Annotated in this window: 15 protein-coding genes, 1 tRNA gene and 2 pseudogenes; 3 read left to right on the top strand and 15 right to left on the bottom strand. The window is 39.6% G+C overall.

Annotated elements, in window-relative coordinates; all coding sequences use genetic code 11:
* Positions 1 to 16: 16 nt before the first annotated feature.
* Positions 17 to 880, bottom strand: coding sequence for a sugar kinase (locus CAL6303_RS15640; protein WP_015198782.1), 864 nt, complete (start codon positions 878 to 880; stop codon positions 17 to 19).
* Between CAL6303_RS15640 and rsmI the strand changes: the two genes are divergently transcribed.
* Positions 879 to 1,730, top strand: coding sequence for a 16S rRNA (cytidine(1402)-2'-O)-methyltransferase (gene rsmI / locus CAL6303_RS15635; RefSeq protein WP_041739654.1), 852 nt, complete (start codon positions 879 to 881; stop codon positions 1,728 to 1,730). The two genes, CAL6303_RS15640 and rsmI, sit on opposite strands and share 2 nt — an antisense overlap.
* 221 nt (positions 1,731 to 1,951) lie before the next feature.
* Here rsmI and CAL6303_RS15630 read toward each other — a convergent pair whose 3' ends face one another.
* From CAL6303_RS15630 to CAL6303_RS15600, 7 genes are all read right to left on the bottom strand, one after another.
* Positions 1,952 to 2,308 (bottom strand): hypothetical protein, encoded by a 357-nt coding sequence (locus CAL6303_RS15630; RefSeq protein ID WP_015198780.1) that lies wholly within the window; start codon positions 2,306 to 2,308, stop codon positions 1,952 to 1,954.
* Between the two features lie 184 nt (positions 2,309 to 2,492).
* Positions 2,493 to 2,939 (bottom strand): lasso peptide biosynthesis B2 protein, encoded by a 447-nt coding sequence (locus CAL6303_RS15625; protein ID WP_015198779.1) that lies wholly within the window; start codon positions 2,937 to 2,939, stop codon positions 2,493 to 2,495.
* Between the two features lie 524 nt (positions 2,940 to 3,463).
* Complete coding sequence (locus tag CAL6303_RS15620) at positions 3,464 to 4,261, bottom strand: WecB/TagA/CpsF family glycosyltransferase (protein WP_015198778.1); 798 nt, start codon at positions 4,259 to 4,261, stop codon at positions 3,464 to 3,466.
* Positions 4,262 to 4,689: 428 nt separating this feature from the next.
* Positions 4,690 to 4,896 (bottom strand): hypothetical protein, encoded by a 207-nt coding sequence (locus tag CAL6303_RS15615; protein ID WP_015198777.1) that lies wholly within the window; start codon positions 4,894 to 4,896, stop codon positions 4,690 to 4,692.
* An 816-nt stretch (positions 4,897 to 5,712) separates the two neighbouring features.
* Positions 5,713 to 5,794, bottom strand: a tRNA-Leu gene (locus tag CAL6303_RS15605).
* Positions 5,773 to 6,651 (bottom strand): M48 family metallopeptidase, encoded by an 879-nt coding sequence (locus tag CAL6303_RS29345; RefSeq protein ID WP_015198775.1) that lies wholly within the window; start codon positions 6,649 to 6,651, stop codon positions 5,773 to 5,775. Before CAL6303_RS29345 ends, CAL6303_RS15605 begins: the two co-directional genes overlap by 22 nt.
* Positions 6,652 to 7,037: 386 nt before the next feature.
* On the bottom strand, positions 7,038 to 7,586 hold the full coding sequence (locus tag CAL6303_RS15600; RefSeq protein ID WP_015198774.1) for a hypothetical protein: 549 nt from the start codon (positions 7,584 to 7,586) through the stop codon (positions 7,038 to 7,040).
* A gap of 165 nt (positions 7,587 to 7,751) precedes the next feature.
* Between CAL6303_RS15600 and CAL6303_RS15595 the strand changes: the two genes are divergently transcribed.
* Positions 7,752 to 9,059: an S-layer homology domain-containing protein gene (locus CAL6303_RS15595; RefSeq protein WP_015198773.1), complete on the top strand. Its 1,308-nt coding sequence runs from the start codon at positions 7,752 to 7,754 to the stop codon at positions 9,057 to 9,059.
* A gap of 80 nt (positions 9,060 to 9,139) precedes the next feature.
* Positions 9,140 to 10,174 (top strand): SGNH/GDSL hydrolase family protein, encoded by a 1,035-nt coding sequence (locus tag CAL6303_RS15590; RefSeq protein WP_015198772.1) that lies wholly within the window; start codon positions 9,140 to 9,142, stop codon positions 10,172 to 10,174.
* On the opposite strand, the gene CAL6303_RS29340 is transcribed toward CAL6303_RS15590, so the two are convergent.
* From CAL6303_RS29340 to CAL6303_RS15560, 7 genes and pseudogenes are all read right to left on the bottom strand, one after another.
* Positions 10,171 to 12,549, bottom strand: a complete 2,379-nt coding sequence (locus tag CAL6303_RS29340) for a HetZ-related protein 2 (RefSeq protein ID WP_015198771.1) — start codon at positions 12,547 to 12,549, stop codon at positions 10,171 to 10,173. The two genes, CAL6303_RS15590 and CAL6303_RS29340, sit on opposite strands and share 4 nt — an antisense overlap.
* Positions 12,533 to 13,879: an AAA family ATPase gene (locus CAL6303_RS15580; RefSeq protein WP_041739651.1), complete on the bottom strand. Its 1,347-nt coding sequence runs from the start codon at positions 13,877 to 13,879 to the stop codon at positions 12,533 to 12,535. Before CAL6303_RS15580 ends, CAL6303_RS29340 begins: the two co-directional genes overlap by 17 nt.
* A gap of 193 nt (positions 13,880 to 14,072) precedes the next feature.
* Positions 14,073 to 15,959 (bottom strand): ATP-dependent zinc metalloprotease FtsH2, encoded by a 1,887-nt coding sequence (ftsH2, locus tag CAL6303_RS15575; protein WP_041739648.1) that lies wholly within the window; start codon positions 15,957 to 15,959, stop codon positions 14,073 to 14,075.
* Positions 15,960 to 16,348: 389 nt separating this feature from the next.
* Complete coding sequence (tnpB, locus tag CAL6303_RS15570) at positions 16,349 to 17,560, bottom strand: IS200/IS605 family element RNA-guided endonuclease TnpB (RefSeq protein WP_015198768.1); 1,212 nt, start codon at positions 17,558 to 17,560, stop codon at positions 16,349 to 16,351.
* A pseudogene (tnpA, locus tag CAL6303_RS31750) lies at positions 17,544 to 17,726 on the bottom strand (IS200/IS605 family transposase); the annotation flags it as partial. The gene tnpB and the pseudogene tnpA, both read right to left, overlap by 17 nt.
* 39 nt (positions 17,727 to 17,765) lie before the next feature.
* Positions 17,766 to 17,984: pseudogene (locus CAL6303_RS31745) on the bottom strand (hypothetical protein); the annotation flags it as partial.
* A gap of 104 nt (positions 17,985 to 18,088) precedes the next feature.
* Positions 18,089 to 18,745 (bottom strand): DUF3386 domain-containing protein, encoded by a 657-nt coding sequence (locus CAL6303_RS15560; RefSeq protein ID WP_015198766.1) that lies wholly within the window; start codon positions 18,743 to 18,745, stop codon positions 18,089 to 18,091.
* Positions 18,746 to 18,752: the final 7 nt, after the last annotated feature.

The raw sequence follows: 18,752 nt of genomic DNA, 5'->3' as shown, positions 1-18,752 counted from the left end.
AATATAAAGAGGGGTTTTAGTTTTTCATCCAGTTGCGTGTGCCGAAGTGTTGACAGGATTTTGTGGCTATTTTGGCGGCTGATTGTAGGGCTAGGGGAAAGTTTTGTTGGAGGATATAATGACAGAATGCACCATGGAATATGTCTCCTGCACCTAGGGTATCAATGATGGAAGTTTTGGGTATTTCCAGTTGATGGGTTTGATTGCTGGGGGTTGATTTGTATTCTATGGGTTTGTCTCCGTTGGTGATGGCAATGTTGGGAATTTTAAGTTGTTGAAGATAGCTAAAAACCTGTTGGGTGTTTTGACAGGTTGGGGGATGAAAGTTGGCTGAACAAATTATGTGATCTACTAATGGTAGTATTTTTTCAAATCCCGTTTTCCAACTTCCACCATCAACTACTATGGGGATTTTTCGGGTTTTGGCAATTTTGGCTATTTGATAACTGGTTTGCATTTGATGCCCGTCAATTAATACTATATCTATGTCTTGGAGTATGTTGTTTGGGATGTTTTGGTTTTCTATTTGCGTTTTAGTTGCGTTGATGGAAATGATTGCGCGATCGCCTGTCGCTTCAGATACTATTATTGACGATACTGGTGGTGGCTCTTTTTTGCTAGGCTGAAGGTCGCTAATGGTTACTTGGTGCTTGTTTAAGTCGCTTTTAATTAGTTGTGTCATCGGATGGGAACCTAGTAATCCTAAGACTTTCCCTTGATTTCCTAAGTAACTAAAGGTGACGGCGGCGTTGGTGGCTGGTCCCCCTGCTGCTACAGTGTAATCTGTGGCAACTAGTTTTTGATTGTTTTGGGGAGGAGCATCCGCAAGGTAAATTAAATCTAGGGTAATTAAACCAATAAATAGACCGCGTTTTTGCATAATGAGTGAACCCAAACCCAGAACACTTTACATTGTCGCTACTCCAATTGGTAATCTGGAGGATATGACGTTTCGAGCGGTGCGGGTGTTACAAAATGTTGATATGATTGCGGCTGAGGATACTCGCCACACAGGAAAATTATTACACCATTTTCAAGTCAAAACACCGCAAGTTAGCTATCACGAACACAATAGCACTAGCCGAATTCCTGAATTACTCCAAAAATTAGAGGATGGGAAAACAATCGCGTTAGTTAGTGATGCCGGAATGCCGGGTATTTCTGATCCTGGGTATGAGTTGGTGAAGGCTTGTGTGGATGCGGGTTTTGATGTTGTCCCCATTCCCGGCGCAAATGCCGCAATTACCGCTTTGAGTGCTGCGGCTCTTCCAACTGATAAATTTGTGTTTGAGGGGTTTCTACCGCCAAAATTACAGCAACGCCGTGAATATTTGGAGTTGCTGAAGACGGAATCTAGAACTTTGATTTTTTATGAGTCACCACACCGTCTACGGGCAACTTTACAGGATTTGGCTGAGGTATTTGGTGGTGCTGAACGCAAAATAGCTATAGCAAGGGAATTAACTAAGTTGTATGAAGAGTTTTGGCGGGGTACCCTTGATGCAGCTTGCGAATATTACCAAACAAAGGAACCCCAAGGCGAATATACCCTAGTTGTGGAGGGGAATACAACTTCTGATCAAGAGCTTTCTGTTGCTCAAATTAAAGTAGAACTGGCAAGAATGATAGCTCAGGGCATCACGCGATCGCAAGCCACAAAAGAACTAGCAAAATTAACCTCTATCCCCAAAAGGCAACTATATCAACTTGCTTTAGAAATAGATATATAAAATACCAGCCCTTACTTACTTGTAGCTTGCTTTTGCGAAGCAATAGGGCTGGTTTGTACATGCATCAATTGAAATGGGTGTATTCTCACGTTTGAAGTAGTAGTTTTTGTCGTTAGGTTTTTAGCCGGGACAGCAGAAGCCCCACGTCTGACTCACTGCGTGGCGTGGGATGAATGCGTAGCTTGCGTGCTGTACCCTTCGGAAAGGCGCTTCGGGGAGAGCTAGATTGCGCCTACACCTTTACCACGCTCATCGCTGTCTGCTGTGAGTTCTCCTTGATTATCTTCTTTGATTTCTTTAAGTTCTTCCATTCTTCTTGCTTTTTCCGCTTCTTCTGCTTCACGAGCGTCACCGGGAACTTCATAATACATTTCCGGTTCTACAGCATAATTATTGATTAAACCTTCATTATCTACGGTGTAACCGTCTGTGGCACTTTCAGTATGTGCAGTCTTATATTCATCTCCTTCTCTTTCTTTACGTGCGGCGGTTTCGGCTGGGATGATACCACGATCATACGTGTCTCTTTCCGCACGCTCAGATGAATCGGTTGCTTTACCAGTAGGTTCGTTGCTCATAATTTATGCCCCTATTAAACTTTTGCTTGTGATTTACCTTTGATACAAGTAATGTTATGAGTTTAATAATTGCAATTACACTATCTAGAGATAGGAATAAAGTTAATCTAATTTAAGCTTTGGTCTTTCTAAAGTAGTATATCGTCAACAAAAGTTTGTCTAGAGGATAATTGAGCGGCATCTGTCACAACTTGACGCTGTTTAGAGATGGTAAAGGAATAAAGCGTGGAAGATCTTCAAGATTACCAATAATTATTTGTCCTTGATGCTCAATCCATGCGTGAGCCTCGATACTACCTACTGTATTTTTTGAAACGCCGATACGTAATTCACCAAGATGATTATAGCGATGCATTAACACTTGAGTTGTTAAAGCACGAGCTAGACATTTTGCCCCACCAGGCATATAGCGGGTGGATAAATTCACATAGGCAATAATGTGTGCCAAGCTGACTTGTGTCGAATTAGGCACTTTCTGAAGCAAATGCATCGTTTTCGTATGTAACTTGATTAACACACGAAACGGAAGCAACCATAATCCTAATCTAATTGTTCCCATTAAAATAAAAGTCATTAGTAGCAGGATGCGATCGCGCGATCGCATCCGCAAAAAATACCGCAATTTTCTCATTCGTGATCTTAACAAACTCAGTATGAAACTAATTTTCCGTTTAAATAAACACTCAGTTAACTAAAATTATCCAAACAATTAATTGTGAACTTTGGTGCAAGGAATGATACTGGCTTCCAAATTACCTAACTCTTACTCAGGAAATAAAGCGCATAACTGAAAATATCTAGGGTAAGTAGCTCGCTACTTCATCGAATACAAAGATAAGTTATACCTAGGCTGTTTTAGATCGGCATGGCACCAATCTGTAGCCATAATAAAATATGCTTATTTTTCGCAGATTTACAGGGTGATTTCTATACTTTATATTCCCGGAATCTGCTGTATCGACGATTGGAAGATGATAACTAAAAACCTCTTCATTTAAGGAATTCGGCAAGTTGTCTTTAAGCTATACATCAACTAAGTATTTTGGCAGGTTGAAGCATTAGCCTTGCAGAAATGCAGAATTATTAATCTAAATGTATGGCTAGATTTTAGGTATTTAAACGCGAGGTTTTTTCCTAAAAATCATCGACCTCCTATTAATTTTGAGACCGTGAGTGAGATAATTCCACAAGTGTATTCCCTGATGATAGCTGCTTTAAAGCTAGCCAAATAAAGGCTGGAATAGTTTTTGCATACCTACTCCAAAGACGACGCGGTTCTTGAATAAAACGATATAGCCATTCTAGTCCTAAATCCCGCACTATCCGGGGTGCTCGTTTTTGCAGACCTGCATAAACTGGAAATGCTCCACCCAAGCCAATCATCACCGACTGAATTTTATCCTTATGATGTGAAATCCAATTTTCTTGTTTTGGACATCCTAAAGAAACAAATACTAAACCCGCTCCACTGGAGTTGATTTTCTCAATTAATGCTTCATCTTCAGTTTCAGTTAAAGGACGGAAAGGTAAAGGTTCCATTGCAGCTATTTTCAGCCGAGGAAACTCTTTTTCTAAACGTCTCCGCATTCCCGATAAAATGCTAGATTGAGAACCCACGAAGAAAACACTCACATTCATAGCTTGAGCTAATTCACATGAAGACTGCAATATATCTAATCCAGCAACACGATCTTGATATCTTGCACCCATACGTCGCATCATCCAAACTAGAGGCATTCCATCAGGGGTGACTAAATCTGCACTTTTTAAGATGCTCGCAAATTCAGGATTCCAGTAGGCTTCCATAAGCATATGTACGTTGGCTACGCATACTGTTTTACTTTCACGCGCAATTGCCCACCTTAAAATAGTTTGTACTTGATCATCAAACTTTAAGGCTGTGATTGGAAAGTCAAGGACTCTCGCAGTAGGCATAAGCAATCTTCCTACCATGTTCGTTTAACTCCTTGTGTCAAAAACAATGACCGACTACTCAGAAAGTTCAGAATCCTGAAAAGTAAGTATAACTCCCGACTTTTTTAAGTTTGGAGCCAACTACAAGTCAACACAACGGAGATGCAATATTTATATGACCGTATTTACTCGGTTTCCCTGGCAATATTTTTATCAATTTTCATTGTATATTACTTTACTTAAAAAAAAATACTATGAGTACATTTTTTTATAACTTTATGTTTATTTCATATTGGCTTCATGTTTTCTTTATATTTAGTTAAAGTTCAGACTAATTATTAGTAAATTTTGTTCGGTTCCCAGTCTAATTTGAAACTAGTATTAAGTAATTAATATTGATTTGATAAAAATTTGAGTAACTTTTGTCAAAGTAAAAATTATATATTTTGTGCTGATATAAACTTCATTTAAAATGTATTAGTCATAAAAAAGGGAAAGATTAAATTATCTTTCCCCTGTGAATTATTTTGATTTTTATCGGGTTTAGTACCTTCTTTAAGCCGCTTCCTTAGCATTTGCTGCTGTTTTTTAAGCTGCCTTTTTCTGGCTGAACCGCCTTTGCCTTTGTCATTTCTGCCTTCTTTGCGGGGAGACTCCCATCTTTTTAGTCGCATAGATTTTACTGGGTAAAGATAACGCTGTAAATTTAATTACCTGAGTTTTGAACTTAGTTAAATTTGATACATGTATGGGGTAATGGTTGATTTTTTATTCTTAGTTGAATACTACAATTATACTTTTTAGTTTTGATTTCGGCAAGTTGCGATCGCATAAATAATTTAGCTCTAATTTAGTTATCGATGGATCTAGAGATATAGCCTAGTTTTAGTAGTTGTATGGCTCGAATATAAGACTAAATTTTTGATACTCAGGTCAATAAGTGAGTTTTTGATGCTTAAGGTTAGGTCAAAGAGAGTTTTGCTTTCTCGTATATTTACATTATCCCTACACACCTATACAAAAGTTAGCATCTCTATCCGGAAAGATATTCAAGAAGATGTTAATGTTTCTTCGGATGGGGACGAGGAACAAGAAAATTTAACCAAGTGGGTATTAAGGGACTTCCAGAAAATAAAATATTCTGTGGTTTCGGCAGCGTTCGATGGTTCCTGAGCCTGTCGGAACGAAGTGTACCGGAGGTAAGGACTGACTTGTACTGAGCCTAGTGGGAACGAAGTGTACCGGAGGTAAAGTAGCGCTCACGCCGAAGTCTTGCCCGAAAAGATTGGAATGCCTGTTCCACAATAGGAAGTTGGATAATTATTTAACCAGTTATCAGTTACCAGGTGTATTACTGTTTACTGATATGTTGGGATGATTTTGGGAATCAGCAACAAAAAACACTGTTGTGATGTTCCAGTGAATCATCCCAATAGTGTTTTAAGTTTGTTTTATGTAATTTGCGATAGGTTATGGATCTATCTCTACTATGGGCGAAGAGAGAATCGAACTCTCACACCTTTCGGTGGCAGATTTTGAGTCTGCTGCGTCTACCAGTTTCGCCACCCGCCCTTGGTTTTACCTTCGCTATTGTAACCTATATCTGAAGAATTTTGCAATAGTTTTTGATATTCTTTGCTGGAAGCCCAACGATCGATTTCTCTCGCGCGAAGTACAGGGACTGGGTGGGTGAGTTGAGCGGTGCGGGTGGCTTTGATTGATTCGCCAAGCTCGGTTTTGCTGATATCATCGTAAGCGCGTGCTTGAGCGATAAAAGCATCCAGATTTAGTTGAGGGGCTAAAGTTGGGGAACCACCAGCCAGTTTCATCAGGACAGACATGACAACTTGGGGATTTTGGGTAGCTAGGAGTGCAGCGCGATCGCATGTGAACTCAGCGCAGCGTACCCACTCTAAAAGTTGAGATTGCAAACCTTGAGCTAGAAGCATCCCCACATTGGGTACAGCCGCAGCAGCTAGGATCAACAGGTTAACTGGGGTCAAATAAACACTATGATCACACTTGAGGTGTCCCAATTCGTGGGCAATAACTGCCTGAATTTCTTCAGGTGTGAGCATATCAATCAACGAGGTGTGTAAGACAACAAAGGGTTGTTTTCCTCGCATCGCAAAGGTGTAAGCATTGGGAGCGGGATGTTGACGAATATATAGTTGTGGTGGCTCAATATCAAGAATTTTGGAAGCTTCTAAAAGAAGTTTGTGTAAATTTGGTAGTTGCTTTTCACCTACCAGGACGCTAGAAGCAATATTTTCCGCATAAAAAACCTGCTCGGCAATTGGTCCGAGAAGATTTCGCACCATCATATCAACACCTGGTATCTGCTTGAGAGTTTTGGTTGCCTCTAAATCGAGGTGGTGACGAAACGAATCTGCTTTTAAACCAACTAACTGAGTTTTTAAGGGAGACATGATCAAATTATCTCAAAAATGTTTGTGATGTAGAGTCAACAATTTGGTTTACCCGATTCACAAATTATAACGAATCTGTATAAATACGGCATAACAATACTTCTGAATTGTGAAAATATGAATAAGGTTAAGTCACCAACGATTCCACGGCGATGACTGGATTTCTGGTATTCGAGTTCCCGACTGTGAAAAACACTCCATCATATTTTCCAAGTCCAAGATGGGTGAAACGATACCAACATCAGGATGCTACAATCGTTTCAAGCGCAGCGAATTACTGTTGTTAGTAAACGAACTACTAGAAACGATATGACATTGCATAAATAGTTAATTGAATTATGCGATCGCGTCGTAGTTAAGATCCATAGCTCAAGACATAAGGAATGTTAAGAGCAACCTTCCACATAAGACGCTTCAGGTAGTTTACCTGTCCTCATCAATGTTACGCGTTTGCCATCGGTTTCAAACACTAATCTATAGTTTTTATCTGCCTCATCCTGAGGAGTGAATACTAAATAATGACCCCCTGGGACATATTTATCGGGTTCAACTTTGATTTTTCCAGGATATAGGGATTTAATTTTGGCTTCGGTATCTCCGATTTTTGCCCCTTTAATAGTAGTAATGGGGCTGCCTTTATACACATCAATTCTGGCAATTCTTCCGGATGTCACCATAAAAGATACACTAGCAGCTTTATTTTTAGGAGTTACATAATAGCAAGCATCTTCGTATCCATTGCCTCTAACTAAAGTCGTTCCCGCAGATGCTGATGCTTGCTTCAGAGTCATCCCCACTTTCACTGCACCAATTCCGTTTAGCGACAGTTTTGATTGATTTGTAAGTTGAATCTGAGCTAATGCTGTTCCCGTTGTGATGGTGACGAATGCACCTACACCGATAGTAGAAGTTAAAATTAATTTGTTGATATTCATGCTAATTTTGATTTGCTAGAAATAGCAATGTAGATATTCTCCATAAATCCTCGTTTGAGCCACCCACTGACATCCAACCTACAAAAACTCCTATTTTTGACCGTTAGCAGCATATCAACGCTGATACGCTAGTGTAGAAACTGACGCTTTACTTCCTAAATTCCTGTGCTGTACCGTAAACAACCAATTATTCTTTTTAGTTTGACTATTGTACTAGCTTCCCTCACTGCCTGTGCAAACAGCCCATCTGCAAAAGACTTAGAAAAATCACTAGCAGCGGATCAGCGTTTACTCAATAGTCCCGTTGCCAGTGCGACTCCAACCACTAACCCGACTCCACAGCTACCAGAGGATTTCCCCACAGATATCCCTGTGTATCCCAATGCTCAATTGCAAGCGACAACTCCAGGCACAGAAAACCAAACATCAGCTACTTGGTTAAGTTCTGATCCTAGCAATTTTATCACTAGCTTTTACCGCAGCGAATTTCAAAAAAATAACTGGCAAATTCTCCAACAACCTACCGATGATATTGGTACCTTTGAGGTGAAAAATAATAATTCAACGGTTAAGGTTTCAATTCAACCAAAATCCATCACCAACCCAACAGCTAATCAACCCCAAATATCAACCGAGTTAGTAATCGAATATGGTGCTGGGGTGACTGCAACTACTTCCACACCAGAAACAACTCCCTCCCCCACTTCTTCTGAAACTCCATCTCCTAATCCTACGGAAGTTCCCAAAACTGGGGATGTAAACCAAAATCCACCAGTGAATACTCCCACTTTACAACCGCAACAATATACCGATATTAATCAAGCACCAAAGGAACTACAGCGATATATCCAAGAATTAGCAACATTGGGTGTGATCCCTGCATATTCAATTCAAACTAACAAATTAGAACCCAACAAAATCATTACTCGTGGTGAATATGCGCGTTGGTTGGTAACTGTAAATAATACTTTTTATGCAAGTAACCCTAGTAAACAAATCCGTTTAGGTAATGAAAGTTCGCAACCAGCTTATAGTGATGTTGCTAAAAATAATCCAAATTTCCCATATATTCAGGGTTTAGCTGAAGCAGGTTTGATTCCTAGTCAACTATCTGGGGACTCTACGGAGGTTCTGTTTCGGGCAGGTTCCCCATTAACAAGGGAACAAATGCTGTTGTGGAAATTACCCCTCGATAGTCGTCAAGGCTTGCCTACAGCCAATTTAGAGGCAGTGAAGCAGACGTGGGGTTTTCAAGATGCTGCCAAAATTGAACCTAAAGCTTTAAAAGCGGTGCTTGCAGATCATCAAAGTGGAGAACAATCAAATATTCGGCGAGTATTTGGTTATACAACTTTATTCCAACCCAAGAAGCCAGTTACAAGAAGTGAAGCTGCTGCTGTGTTGTGGTATTTCGGCACCCAAGGTGAGGGAGTTTCGGCTAGCGATATTTTGAAGGGTAAGGGTAGAGGATAACATTTTGATGTTTTTGCTAATGTTAAAGTCTTGTTAAAGTTGGAATAGAAAAACACCGGAATCCAACAAATATGTAGCTCATGAAACAACAGCTTGTGGCAGCGGGATTTGTATTTCTTTCTATACTTGTACCGTTGAAAGCTTTGGCTACAAATTTCACCAAGTTTTTTATTTTTGGCGATAGTCTTTCTGATACAGGTAATGTTTTCCAGGTTACGGGGGGTTTATTTATGCCCCAAAATGGTATACCTAAAAATCCACCTTATGCTTCTGGTCGTTTTTCCAACGATAAAATTTGGGTTGAATATGTAGGGAATAATTTGGGTTTGACTCCGACTTTATTTACATCTTTGAAAAATACAAATGCCCAACAGGGTATTAATTTTGCGTTTGGTGGAGCAAATTCTGGGAGTGGAAATACTGTTGTCAAAACACCTTTGCCTGGGGTGGGGGAACAGGTTGAATTATATGCTCGCAGTTTGCAAATGCTCCAAGAAAAAGCAGATCCTAATGCTTTGTATGTTGTTTGGGGTGGAGCAAATGATTATATTTTTAGTGGTGAAATAAATCCGAGCAAACCAGTTGAGAATATATCCCGTGCGGTGAATATTCTGATTCAATCTGGAGCTAAGAATATTATGGTGCTGAATCTGCCTGATTTGGGTAAGTTGCCGTTATCTTCAGCTAAAGGTAATTCGGAACAGTTAACTGCTTTGACGATGCAGCATAATGCTTTGCTTAGTTATGCTTTGAATAATTTTTATAATACTAATATTATTAAAGTTGATATTTATGCAGCATTTAATCAGGTACTCAAATATCCAGAACAATTTGGTTTAAAAGATGTAATTACTCCTTGTATAGTTGGTAGTGTGGCAAATGTGGAGAGTGTTTGTAGTAGTCCGAATGATTTATTGTTTTTTGATTCTATTCATCCATCCACAAAGGGTCATTATGCGATCGCACTTGCTGCACAAGCCGCATTAAATGGTAAAACTGTTACCCAATCTCAGTCTACCTCGATTCAGGAAGCATCGGTAATTTTTGCTTTCTTCGCTACGCTGGGAACATTAGCTGTGGGTATCGGCAGTCAAAGACGCAAGACACAAGTCTAATTTTCCTGATTCCGTAAATTTTGTGCTGCTAAATAAACTTTAGCCCATTCAGCAATTACTTGATGTATTTCTAATTTTAACTCTTTGGCAATTGATTCCATTGATTTATTATTTTTTCGCAGTTGCAAAATTTTATTTTGGAGTGGGGTAATGTTTTCAACTAGTTGTTCTAATTGTTTTTGGGTGAGTCCAAAGTTGTGTTCCGAAAGTGATATTTCTAACCAATTATCAATCAGTTCTGGTTCTCCTTTGAGTGCAAATATCCGCACTGCATAGTAACTAACTTGTTCTCGCAGTCTACATATTTCAGTAATTGGTTTATTTAATATCTTCGCTATTTCTGCTGGTGATTTGCCTTTGAGGTACAACCGCAGCCATTCTACTGCTTCTTCACCGATTTGTTCCACGAGATATTTTTCCAATTCTAGCCGCACAATGTCACTAAGCGATCGCGCTTCGTCTAAAGCTTGCTTGTTTCGGTACTGTGCGATCGCGTTATGATCAAAGAGGGGGATTTTATTGGGGTTATCTGTCACTACGGTGTCTTCGGAAATCAACTTAATTAAGTCGTTACGAGGAACTTGGGTAAGTCCACCGCTTTGATTTCGCTGTAAATAGTCCACGAAGCGGTAATATATTAATGGGAGATTGCGAATTGGACGGAAACAGTAATCTTCTAGGGTTGCAAATAGTAAAGCATTTTTAATCCGAGGATCTTTGGTACATTTGTCAATAATGACCATTTGTTCCTGGATGTATTTATCAATTTGCAAAGTTTCCTGAATTACCTCTTGCAAAACATCCATAACTGTGCGTTGCCGATCTCGACTTGATGCAACCCAAGTTTTGATTTTTTCTCGCAACATGACTAAACTAGATAACCGAATTAGCAGGTTTCTATAAGCCTGTTCTCGTGATACAAATAGGTAACGTTGTTGGAGGATTTTGTAGCGACATTCTATGCTTTGTTTGGCAATTTCCAACTCATCTGCTGAGAGTTTTTCAAAGCGTTGTAAATCGATTCCTAACAACCAATCAATAATTGCTTCCCTCAGCTTGTTGCTTTTTTCCCGGTAATCAAAGTATAACCGAGAGCGCCAGTATTGAGCTATTTTGGCAGCAACAGAAGGGATGATATTGTATTCTTCATAACCTACGAAACCAGATAACAAACTTGCTAGTTGGTAACGAAAGTAGGAATTTTGAATAAATTTATTTAGTGCTATGCTATATTCTCTATCGTTTTCTGCTGGTTGAATTTTCTCTGTTAAATTTGGCTCAACTTTATTAATTGCTTCCAACTCATCAGCTTTTTGATGATTTGCTGTTGATTCAACTTGACGGTCTAATTCATGTAGAATTATCCCACGGACTCGCCAACTGTTGGAGTCATTGGGTTGAATTGCGATCGCTTGATCTAAACTATCGAGTGCTTCTTGGAGTCGATTTGCTTTACACAGAGCGACACCACGATTATACCAGGCTTGGTGGTAATCAGGTTGAATTTTCAAGGCTTCATCGTAGGACGCGATCGCATCATCATATCGTTGTAAGCGATCGCATAACACAGCACCCCGATTATTCCATGCAGCTACCAGTTCGGGTTTGATTTTTAATGCTTGATCAAATGCTGTTAAAGCTGGTTCAAATTCATTAGTTGCAGCTAGTAAGTTGCCCAATTTAAATAGTAAATTAGGACGATTAAGATCGGTTAATTCTTGATGGTATTTATCTGCTAATAATTCTTGGAATTCGAGAATTTTCTCAATTTTTTGTTCGTGGGTTAATTGACGATATTCCTCATAGTCTCCTTCCAAGAGTAACCGAGAAGATTCTTGTTCAACAACCTCGTGGGTTGTAGCTAATTCAAATATACCTGAACGCCAATCAAAAAAATCAGGAGCGCGATTAATTAGATAACTAATTGAGAAAGAACGTAATAGAAAAACAAAAGTAAAATTAAAATGATCGCGGAAACGTTCCCGCTGTTGATTCAGGTGATTTAAAATTGGGGGAACACTACTTAAATTACTAAATTCCCCTTCACTAATTTGTCCAAAGTTGCGTTTTTCGTACTTATATAGAGAATATTCCAAACCTGTAATTAAAAGGATATCAACCTGCTTCCCCTTAACGAACTCTCCAACTCTCCCATACAAACTATCAATCGCTTCCACCAAGCGGAGAACCTCAATTTTACGTTGGGGTACATCTTTGGGAATTTGTGCGATCGCGCTTTCGGCTGCCTTTGGTGTACACTGAACAAAAAATAGACCAAAACCCTGATTCCGTCTGAGAACACGAATTAAGTCTTGATAAGCTTCCTCCGGTTCTGGTGGTAAATCCTCATCCCAATCGCTACAATCTAACACCATTTGAACATTTGAGTTGTGAAACAGCTTCCTTAAATTCTGGAATCCCCACAATTAAAGGATGGATATCGTACCAACGCTGCATCTCTTCATCGTCATCTAAGAAACGATATTCTAAAAGACAGCGGTTGTACATCAAACTCCGATATTGATCATCATTAATAATTCGCTTAGAAATAGCAACTTCAGCCAACAGACTCCACTGATTATTTTCCACCGTGCGACGATAGGTATCTCTAGCTTGGGTAATTGCTCGACGCACAGATTTTTCTGTAATTGGTAACTCTTCGGTGCGTCCAATTGCATCTTGAGTTAATAATAACAAATTCCGGACATGACCTCCACTCATCAAGCACAACTTATCCAAAGTCTCCCGACTATCAAAGATACCAGTTTCCAAAGATAAAGCTGGGGCAAATTGACGTACCCGTTTACGAATTACTTCCTTTAACTTATTTAATCCCGGTTCATAAATTGTTCCGCTGGGATTTTTCACCATAATCATTGGTAAAATCAAGCTATCACCATAGACATCCCGTAAATCGGTAGCTCGTTTGGAATAAACCATGGAAATCGGTACAGTGTAAATCAAATGGCAATCCAAAGCCTTGAGTTGCTCACTCCGATCTAAAAACACCTCTTCATAGTTAGTGCGATCGCCATCTTTCACCAACACCATCCGGTCAAGGTTATCAACAATCACTGCCAATTGTCTATCCCCATTAGGGAGACTTTTTTTCGCATCTGCCAAAAACTCATTTAAAACCTTAATTAAAGTCACCGTATGGGGGTTGACTTTTTCTCTAATTTGCTGCCTCAATTGGGGAACAGCCCGCATATTTGCTGTTAACTTAGCAAACTGAGAAAGTTGCATCTCAACTTCCATCTCTTCAAAATTCATCTCAGTTTGGGCTAAATCCTTCAACTCTACCCAACGTCCCTGCAACCATCCTAACAGCGGACGAGGGCTAGCAATTCCCCTTAAATCCTTCAGCAATCTTCTTGTACAAGCTAAGAGAATATCAGTATATTGAGCATCTTCCGAATCAATATCCTCTTCATCAGCCGCAAAATATACCACGTAGAAGCGACGATTTTCTAAGTATTGTTTTAACCGCAACAACTCTGTAGACTTTCCAGCACCTCGGTGTCCAGAATATAATTGATAAGTATTTTGGTCTGCCAAGCAAATACGATTACCTAACTCCTCCAGGATATCCGCATCACCACGTACATCCTGACAATCTACATAATTTGGATCGCCTGCTGGTAAAGGCTCAAAAGGGTTAAAGGCATTATATAAATTTTTGAGTAAATTGTTATTATCTGGCATAGGTAAATCGCATTCCACTGTTAACTGCACTAGCGAAGCCTGTAGATAATATTACGCGTATCAAGGCAGCATTTCCGCGAAAAATATAAAATTAAGTATTAAAACTAAAAATAGTGCGTTTGGAAACTGTATCAATTTCCAAACGCACCATCTAGACTATATTCTCAAGCTGATCAAATCAAATCACGACTAGTTACAGTTGAGGTGCAAATTGCAGCTTTTCTGGAACTGTGGTGTATTCAGCCATAATTTGCCGGAATTCTTCACCATCAATGGTTTCTTTTTCAATTAACAAATCAACTAAGCGATCGCACGCTTCCCGATTCTCCCGCATCATCCTGGTAGCATTGGTGTAACACTCTTCCACAATCAGACGAACTTGGGAATCGATCCGTGATGCAATGGAGTCGGAGTAATCGGAACGTGTTGTCCAGTCACGTCCTAAGAAAACCTCTCCCTGTTGACTTTCTAAAGACATGGGACCTAAATCTGACATCCCGAAACGAGTCACCATCTGACGAGCCATACCTGTGACTTGTTGTAAGTCATTTCCGGCACCAGTAGTAACCTCTGCTCTCCCGAAGATGACATCTTCTGCGGCTCTACCACCCAAAGCACCTGTAATTCTTGCCCGTAGCTGAGAACGAGTCACCAAACTCATTTCTTCACTAGGTGTAAACCAAGTCAAACCTTGAGCTTGTCCACGGGGAATTAGTGTAACTTTTTGTACTGGGTCGTGGTCTTTGAGGAGGGTACCAATTAAAGCATGTCCAATTTCATGGTAAGCAATTAACCGCTTGCTCTTACCATCAACTAGGGGAGTACCTTCCATCCCAGCTACAACCCGATCAACCGCATCATCAATTTCCAAGAGGGTGATGGCATCTTTGCGACGACGTGCAGTCAAAATTGCCGCTTCGTTGAGTAAGTTTGCTAAGTCAGCACCTGTGAAGCCAGGAGTACGACGGGCAATAGTTTCCAAAGAAACACTGTCATCTAGCTTTTTGTTGCGGGAGTGAACTTGAAGAACTTCCAAACGACCTTTAATGTCGGGTGCATCAACTGTTACTTGACGATCGAAACGACCAGGACGTAACAACGCCGCATCTAGGACATCAGGACGGTTGGTGGCAGCAATAATAATGATGCCTGTGTTACCTTCAAAACCATCCATCTCAGTAAGTAACTGATTCAGGGTTTGTTCCCGTTCATCATTACCACCACCGATACCTGCACCACGTTGTCTACCTACAGCGTCGATTTCATCGATAAAGATGATACAGGGAGCATTTTCCTTGGCTTTTTTGAACAAATCGCGGACACGGGAAGCACCCACACCAACGAACATTTCCACAAATTCTGAACCAGAGATACTAAAGAATGGTACTCCAGCTTCACCAGCGATCGCTTTCGCCAACAAAGTCTTACCAGTTCCAGGAGGTCCCACTAAAAGCACACCTTTAGGAATCCGCGCACCAACTGCGGTAAATTTCTCTGGTTGCTTCAAAAAGGTGACAACCTCTTGTAATTCTTCTTTTGCCTCTTCAATGCCAGCAACATCATCAAATTTGACCCCAGTTTTGGCTTCCATTTGGAAACGCGCTTTGGATTTACCAAAGTTCATCGCTTGTCCAGGACCACCGGGTAAGTTGCTAGAACGACGGAACAAAAAGAATAATCCTGTAATCAATAGTATTGGGAAAATCAAATTGCCCAACAGTCCCCAGATTGCCCCATCATTACGTATTGGATGAGCATCAAAGTTAACATTTTTATCCTTAAGTCGGGAAATTAATTCCGGTGCGCTATTTGGTAAATCAACCCGAACTCTTTGCACACGATTATCAAGGGCAGGATCAACAGCCTCAACAATCGCGGTTCTGCCACCTTCATAAAAATCAACTTGTGTCACCCGTCCAGCATCCAGATATTCTAGGAAACGACCATAGGTCATTCTGGTACTAGCTGTATTCTTGGTTGCATCAGCGGGAACAGTTGCAAAAGCCCCTTGCCAAAAGAAGAAACCAATCACTAAAGCTGGCAGTGTCCAAAGTAATGCGACTTTCCAAGAAAATTTCATCTTAATTTTTGCCTCTACATATCGATTGAACTCATCAGCCACTTTGACTCAGTAGCTGGGATACTTATAAATCCATTTTGTTTAATTTGACCCCTGACATGGTTCACTTATAGAGCCTGAACACTACGATAAATCCATGACATCAGCAAGAATCTTAATTAAAGTTAACTTAATTTTAATACAATTCATTCAAAAAGAAAGCCAGAAATTCGGGAATCGAGAAAATTCCCTCATTCGTAGAGCCTATAAAGATTGTCAGTTAGCATCAAACTATATACCGAAACAACTGTGACCCCAGTCGCAGTAAGCTTTATTACCTTTATCACTAGTAAGTAGGGTTTGCTGAATAACTATAAAGGATTTACTTTTGAACCTCGCATGACTAAAAGTCACGCGATTCCTGCTTCATCGAACTGCGCCTGAATTACTTCAGGACTTACAAGTTCTCCACAGGCGTTTTTTACAACCTCCGGCATACCGACGGCGGTTAATAATCTCAAACCCTGACTTAATATATTAAGTGCTGCGTTTTTATCTCTCAAATTATGAGTATTGCAACTAGGACAATTCCATTCACGCAACTTTAAATCCTTAACTAGTGGGTTTACAAAACCACAACAGTTGCAAGTCTGAGATGAGGGGTAAAATGTACCAACTTTTTGCACAATCCTGTCATGCCAAATAGCTTTATATTCAAGCATGACAACAAATTTAGACCAGCTAGCATCTGAAATACTCATTGCCAACTTGTGGTTTTTAACCATGTTAGCAACTCGTAAATCTTCAATACAGATAATACTGTTTTCTTTGATTAGGCGAGTTGATAACTTGTGCAGAAAGTCATCTCTTAAATTGGTAATACGTTGGTATGTACGAGCCAGCTTGATTTTCGCTTTGGCTCGATTACTACTACCTTTTACGGTACGAGATAATTGTTTATGGTATGAGCGTAATTTACGAGTTTGAGTTCGATAATATTTGGGATTATCTACAACTTCACCCGTGCTAGTAACCAGATAACTTTTTATTCCCAAATCCAATCCAATATTTTTAGTAAGTTGTGGATGTTTTTTTATCTCTGTTTCGCACAAGATACTAGCAATATATTTACCAGAACTCGTCCGAGTAATAGTAACGTTTACAAGTTTTCCGGTAATGTTTTGGGACTTGTGAAACTTTACCCATCCTAACTTTGGAAGCTTACACTTATTTTCTATTACCTGGATGTTATTGTTAGTAAAATTAGTTTTATAAGACTGTTTGCACCCATACTTATTTTTGAAAATAGGGAAGCCTACGTTTTTCTTGCTTTTAACTTTCTTGAGGTCAGTAAAAAAGTTTTTGTATGCTGTCTCTAAATTCTTAAGTGAGTTCTGTAAAGCAAATTTATCTACTTCTTTTAACCACTCAATCTCCTTTTTTAGTAAAGTTAACTGCTGACTACAAGCGTTATAGTTTAACGTTTTCTGCCCAGTCGTGTATAACTCTTGCCTCAATGCTAGAAAACGGTTGTACACAAACCTAGCACAACCAATTGTCTTGTTAATTAAGACTTGTTGATTATGGTTAGGAATAAGTGTAACTTTAAACGCTTTCTGCATTTTGGTTCTCAATATACTTTTTGACTTGTGCTTCTGTATTTTCGCTAACTGTTGAAACAAAATAGCTTGGATTCCAAAGATGTCCTCCCCATAATTTTTCTTTAATTTGTGGAAACTTGAGAAAAAGTTTTCTAGCTGATATCCCTTTTATCTGTGACAAAATATTTGCTCTTCTGGCTTTTTCGTGGAGATATCGCAATAAGCCAAAAAAATCGCCGTAAATATCGGGATATGCAAATAATCTATCGACTTCATCTAAACCGAGGGTTAATGGTTGACCACAACACAAACCACAATGGATGTCTTTGTCCCTTTTTGGTGCGAAAATCTTTAACTTTTTTGAGTTCTTCACTTCCCGCCTGCTGTCATAGATACCACAATTAGTCGAAAGTTTTATTGGCGCAAGGGGATAGGATTTATCCATGTGTTGCATTATTTTTTGAAATTGGTATTAGTTTTTGGGGCAAACAACCGTTTGCCCCTACATTATCCTCAAAACCAAACTATATTTAACTCGAATGAAAATCTCTAATCATTAGTTGCTGGTAATAACTGAATGTTGGAGAAAATAAACTCTTGAACTGAAGGTTTGCCATTAACATCAGTGGTGATTTGACGACGGTTGAGGATGAAATATTTGCCTACTTTTTCGTATTCGTCCACAAAGTCACTTTTACCACCTTTTTGTTCACCAGTTTTTGGATCGTGGTAAACAGAATCATAAGTATGGGAAAGATAACCTTCGCCTGTTTCATGACTGCTGAAAGTATTAATAGTCACAACAACACCGTGGATATTGCGGTGTACTAAGCAAACTTCATTATTGCGGAGTTTGTATTTGTCTCCTTCTGCTTTACCACCCATGACAATTTCTATAGCACCAGTTTCATCTGTAGCACCATAGTTAAATATATTTTCGCCGTGGGTTTGTTCAAAGGTGCGACGTACACGGTGAACAGCAATTTCCCAAGCTTGTCCATGAATTGCTTTTTGAGCTTCTTCACTTTCAACCCCTGTAACTTCGGCTTTATAGTTAGAATTAATTTGAACTTTGCCTGTAGTCACCTTACCATCATAATTGTAGGTAATATCAGAGGTGTATCCAGGGAAATCAGCATCCCAAGTGTAGCGATTTTCGTAAGCAGCGCGAAAAAGTTCAGTAGCGGAAACTTTAGTAGCTGTCATGTAATTC

It is taken from the genome of Calothrix sp. PCC 6303, from assembly GCF_000317435.1.
In the GTDB taxonomy this organism is placed as follows: domain Bacteria; phylum Cyanobacteriota; class Cyanobacteriia; order Cyanobacteriales; family Nostocaceae; genus PCC-6303.
Note: the sequence above shows the minus strand (reverse complement) of the source record. Positions and strands in the feature narration are given on the sequence as shown.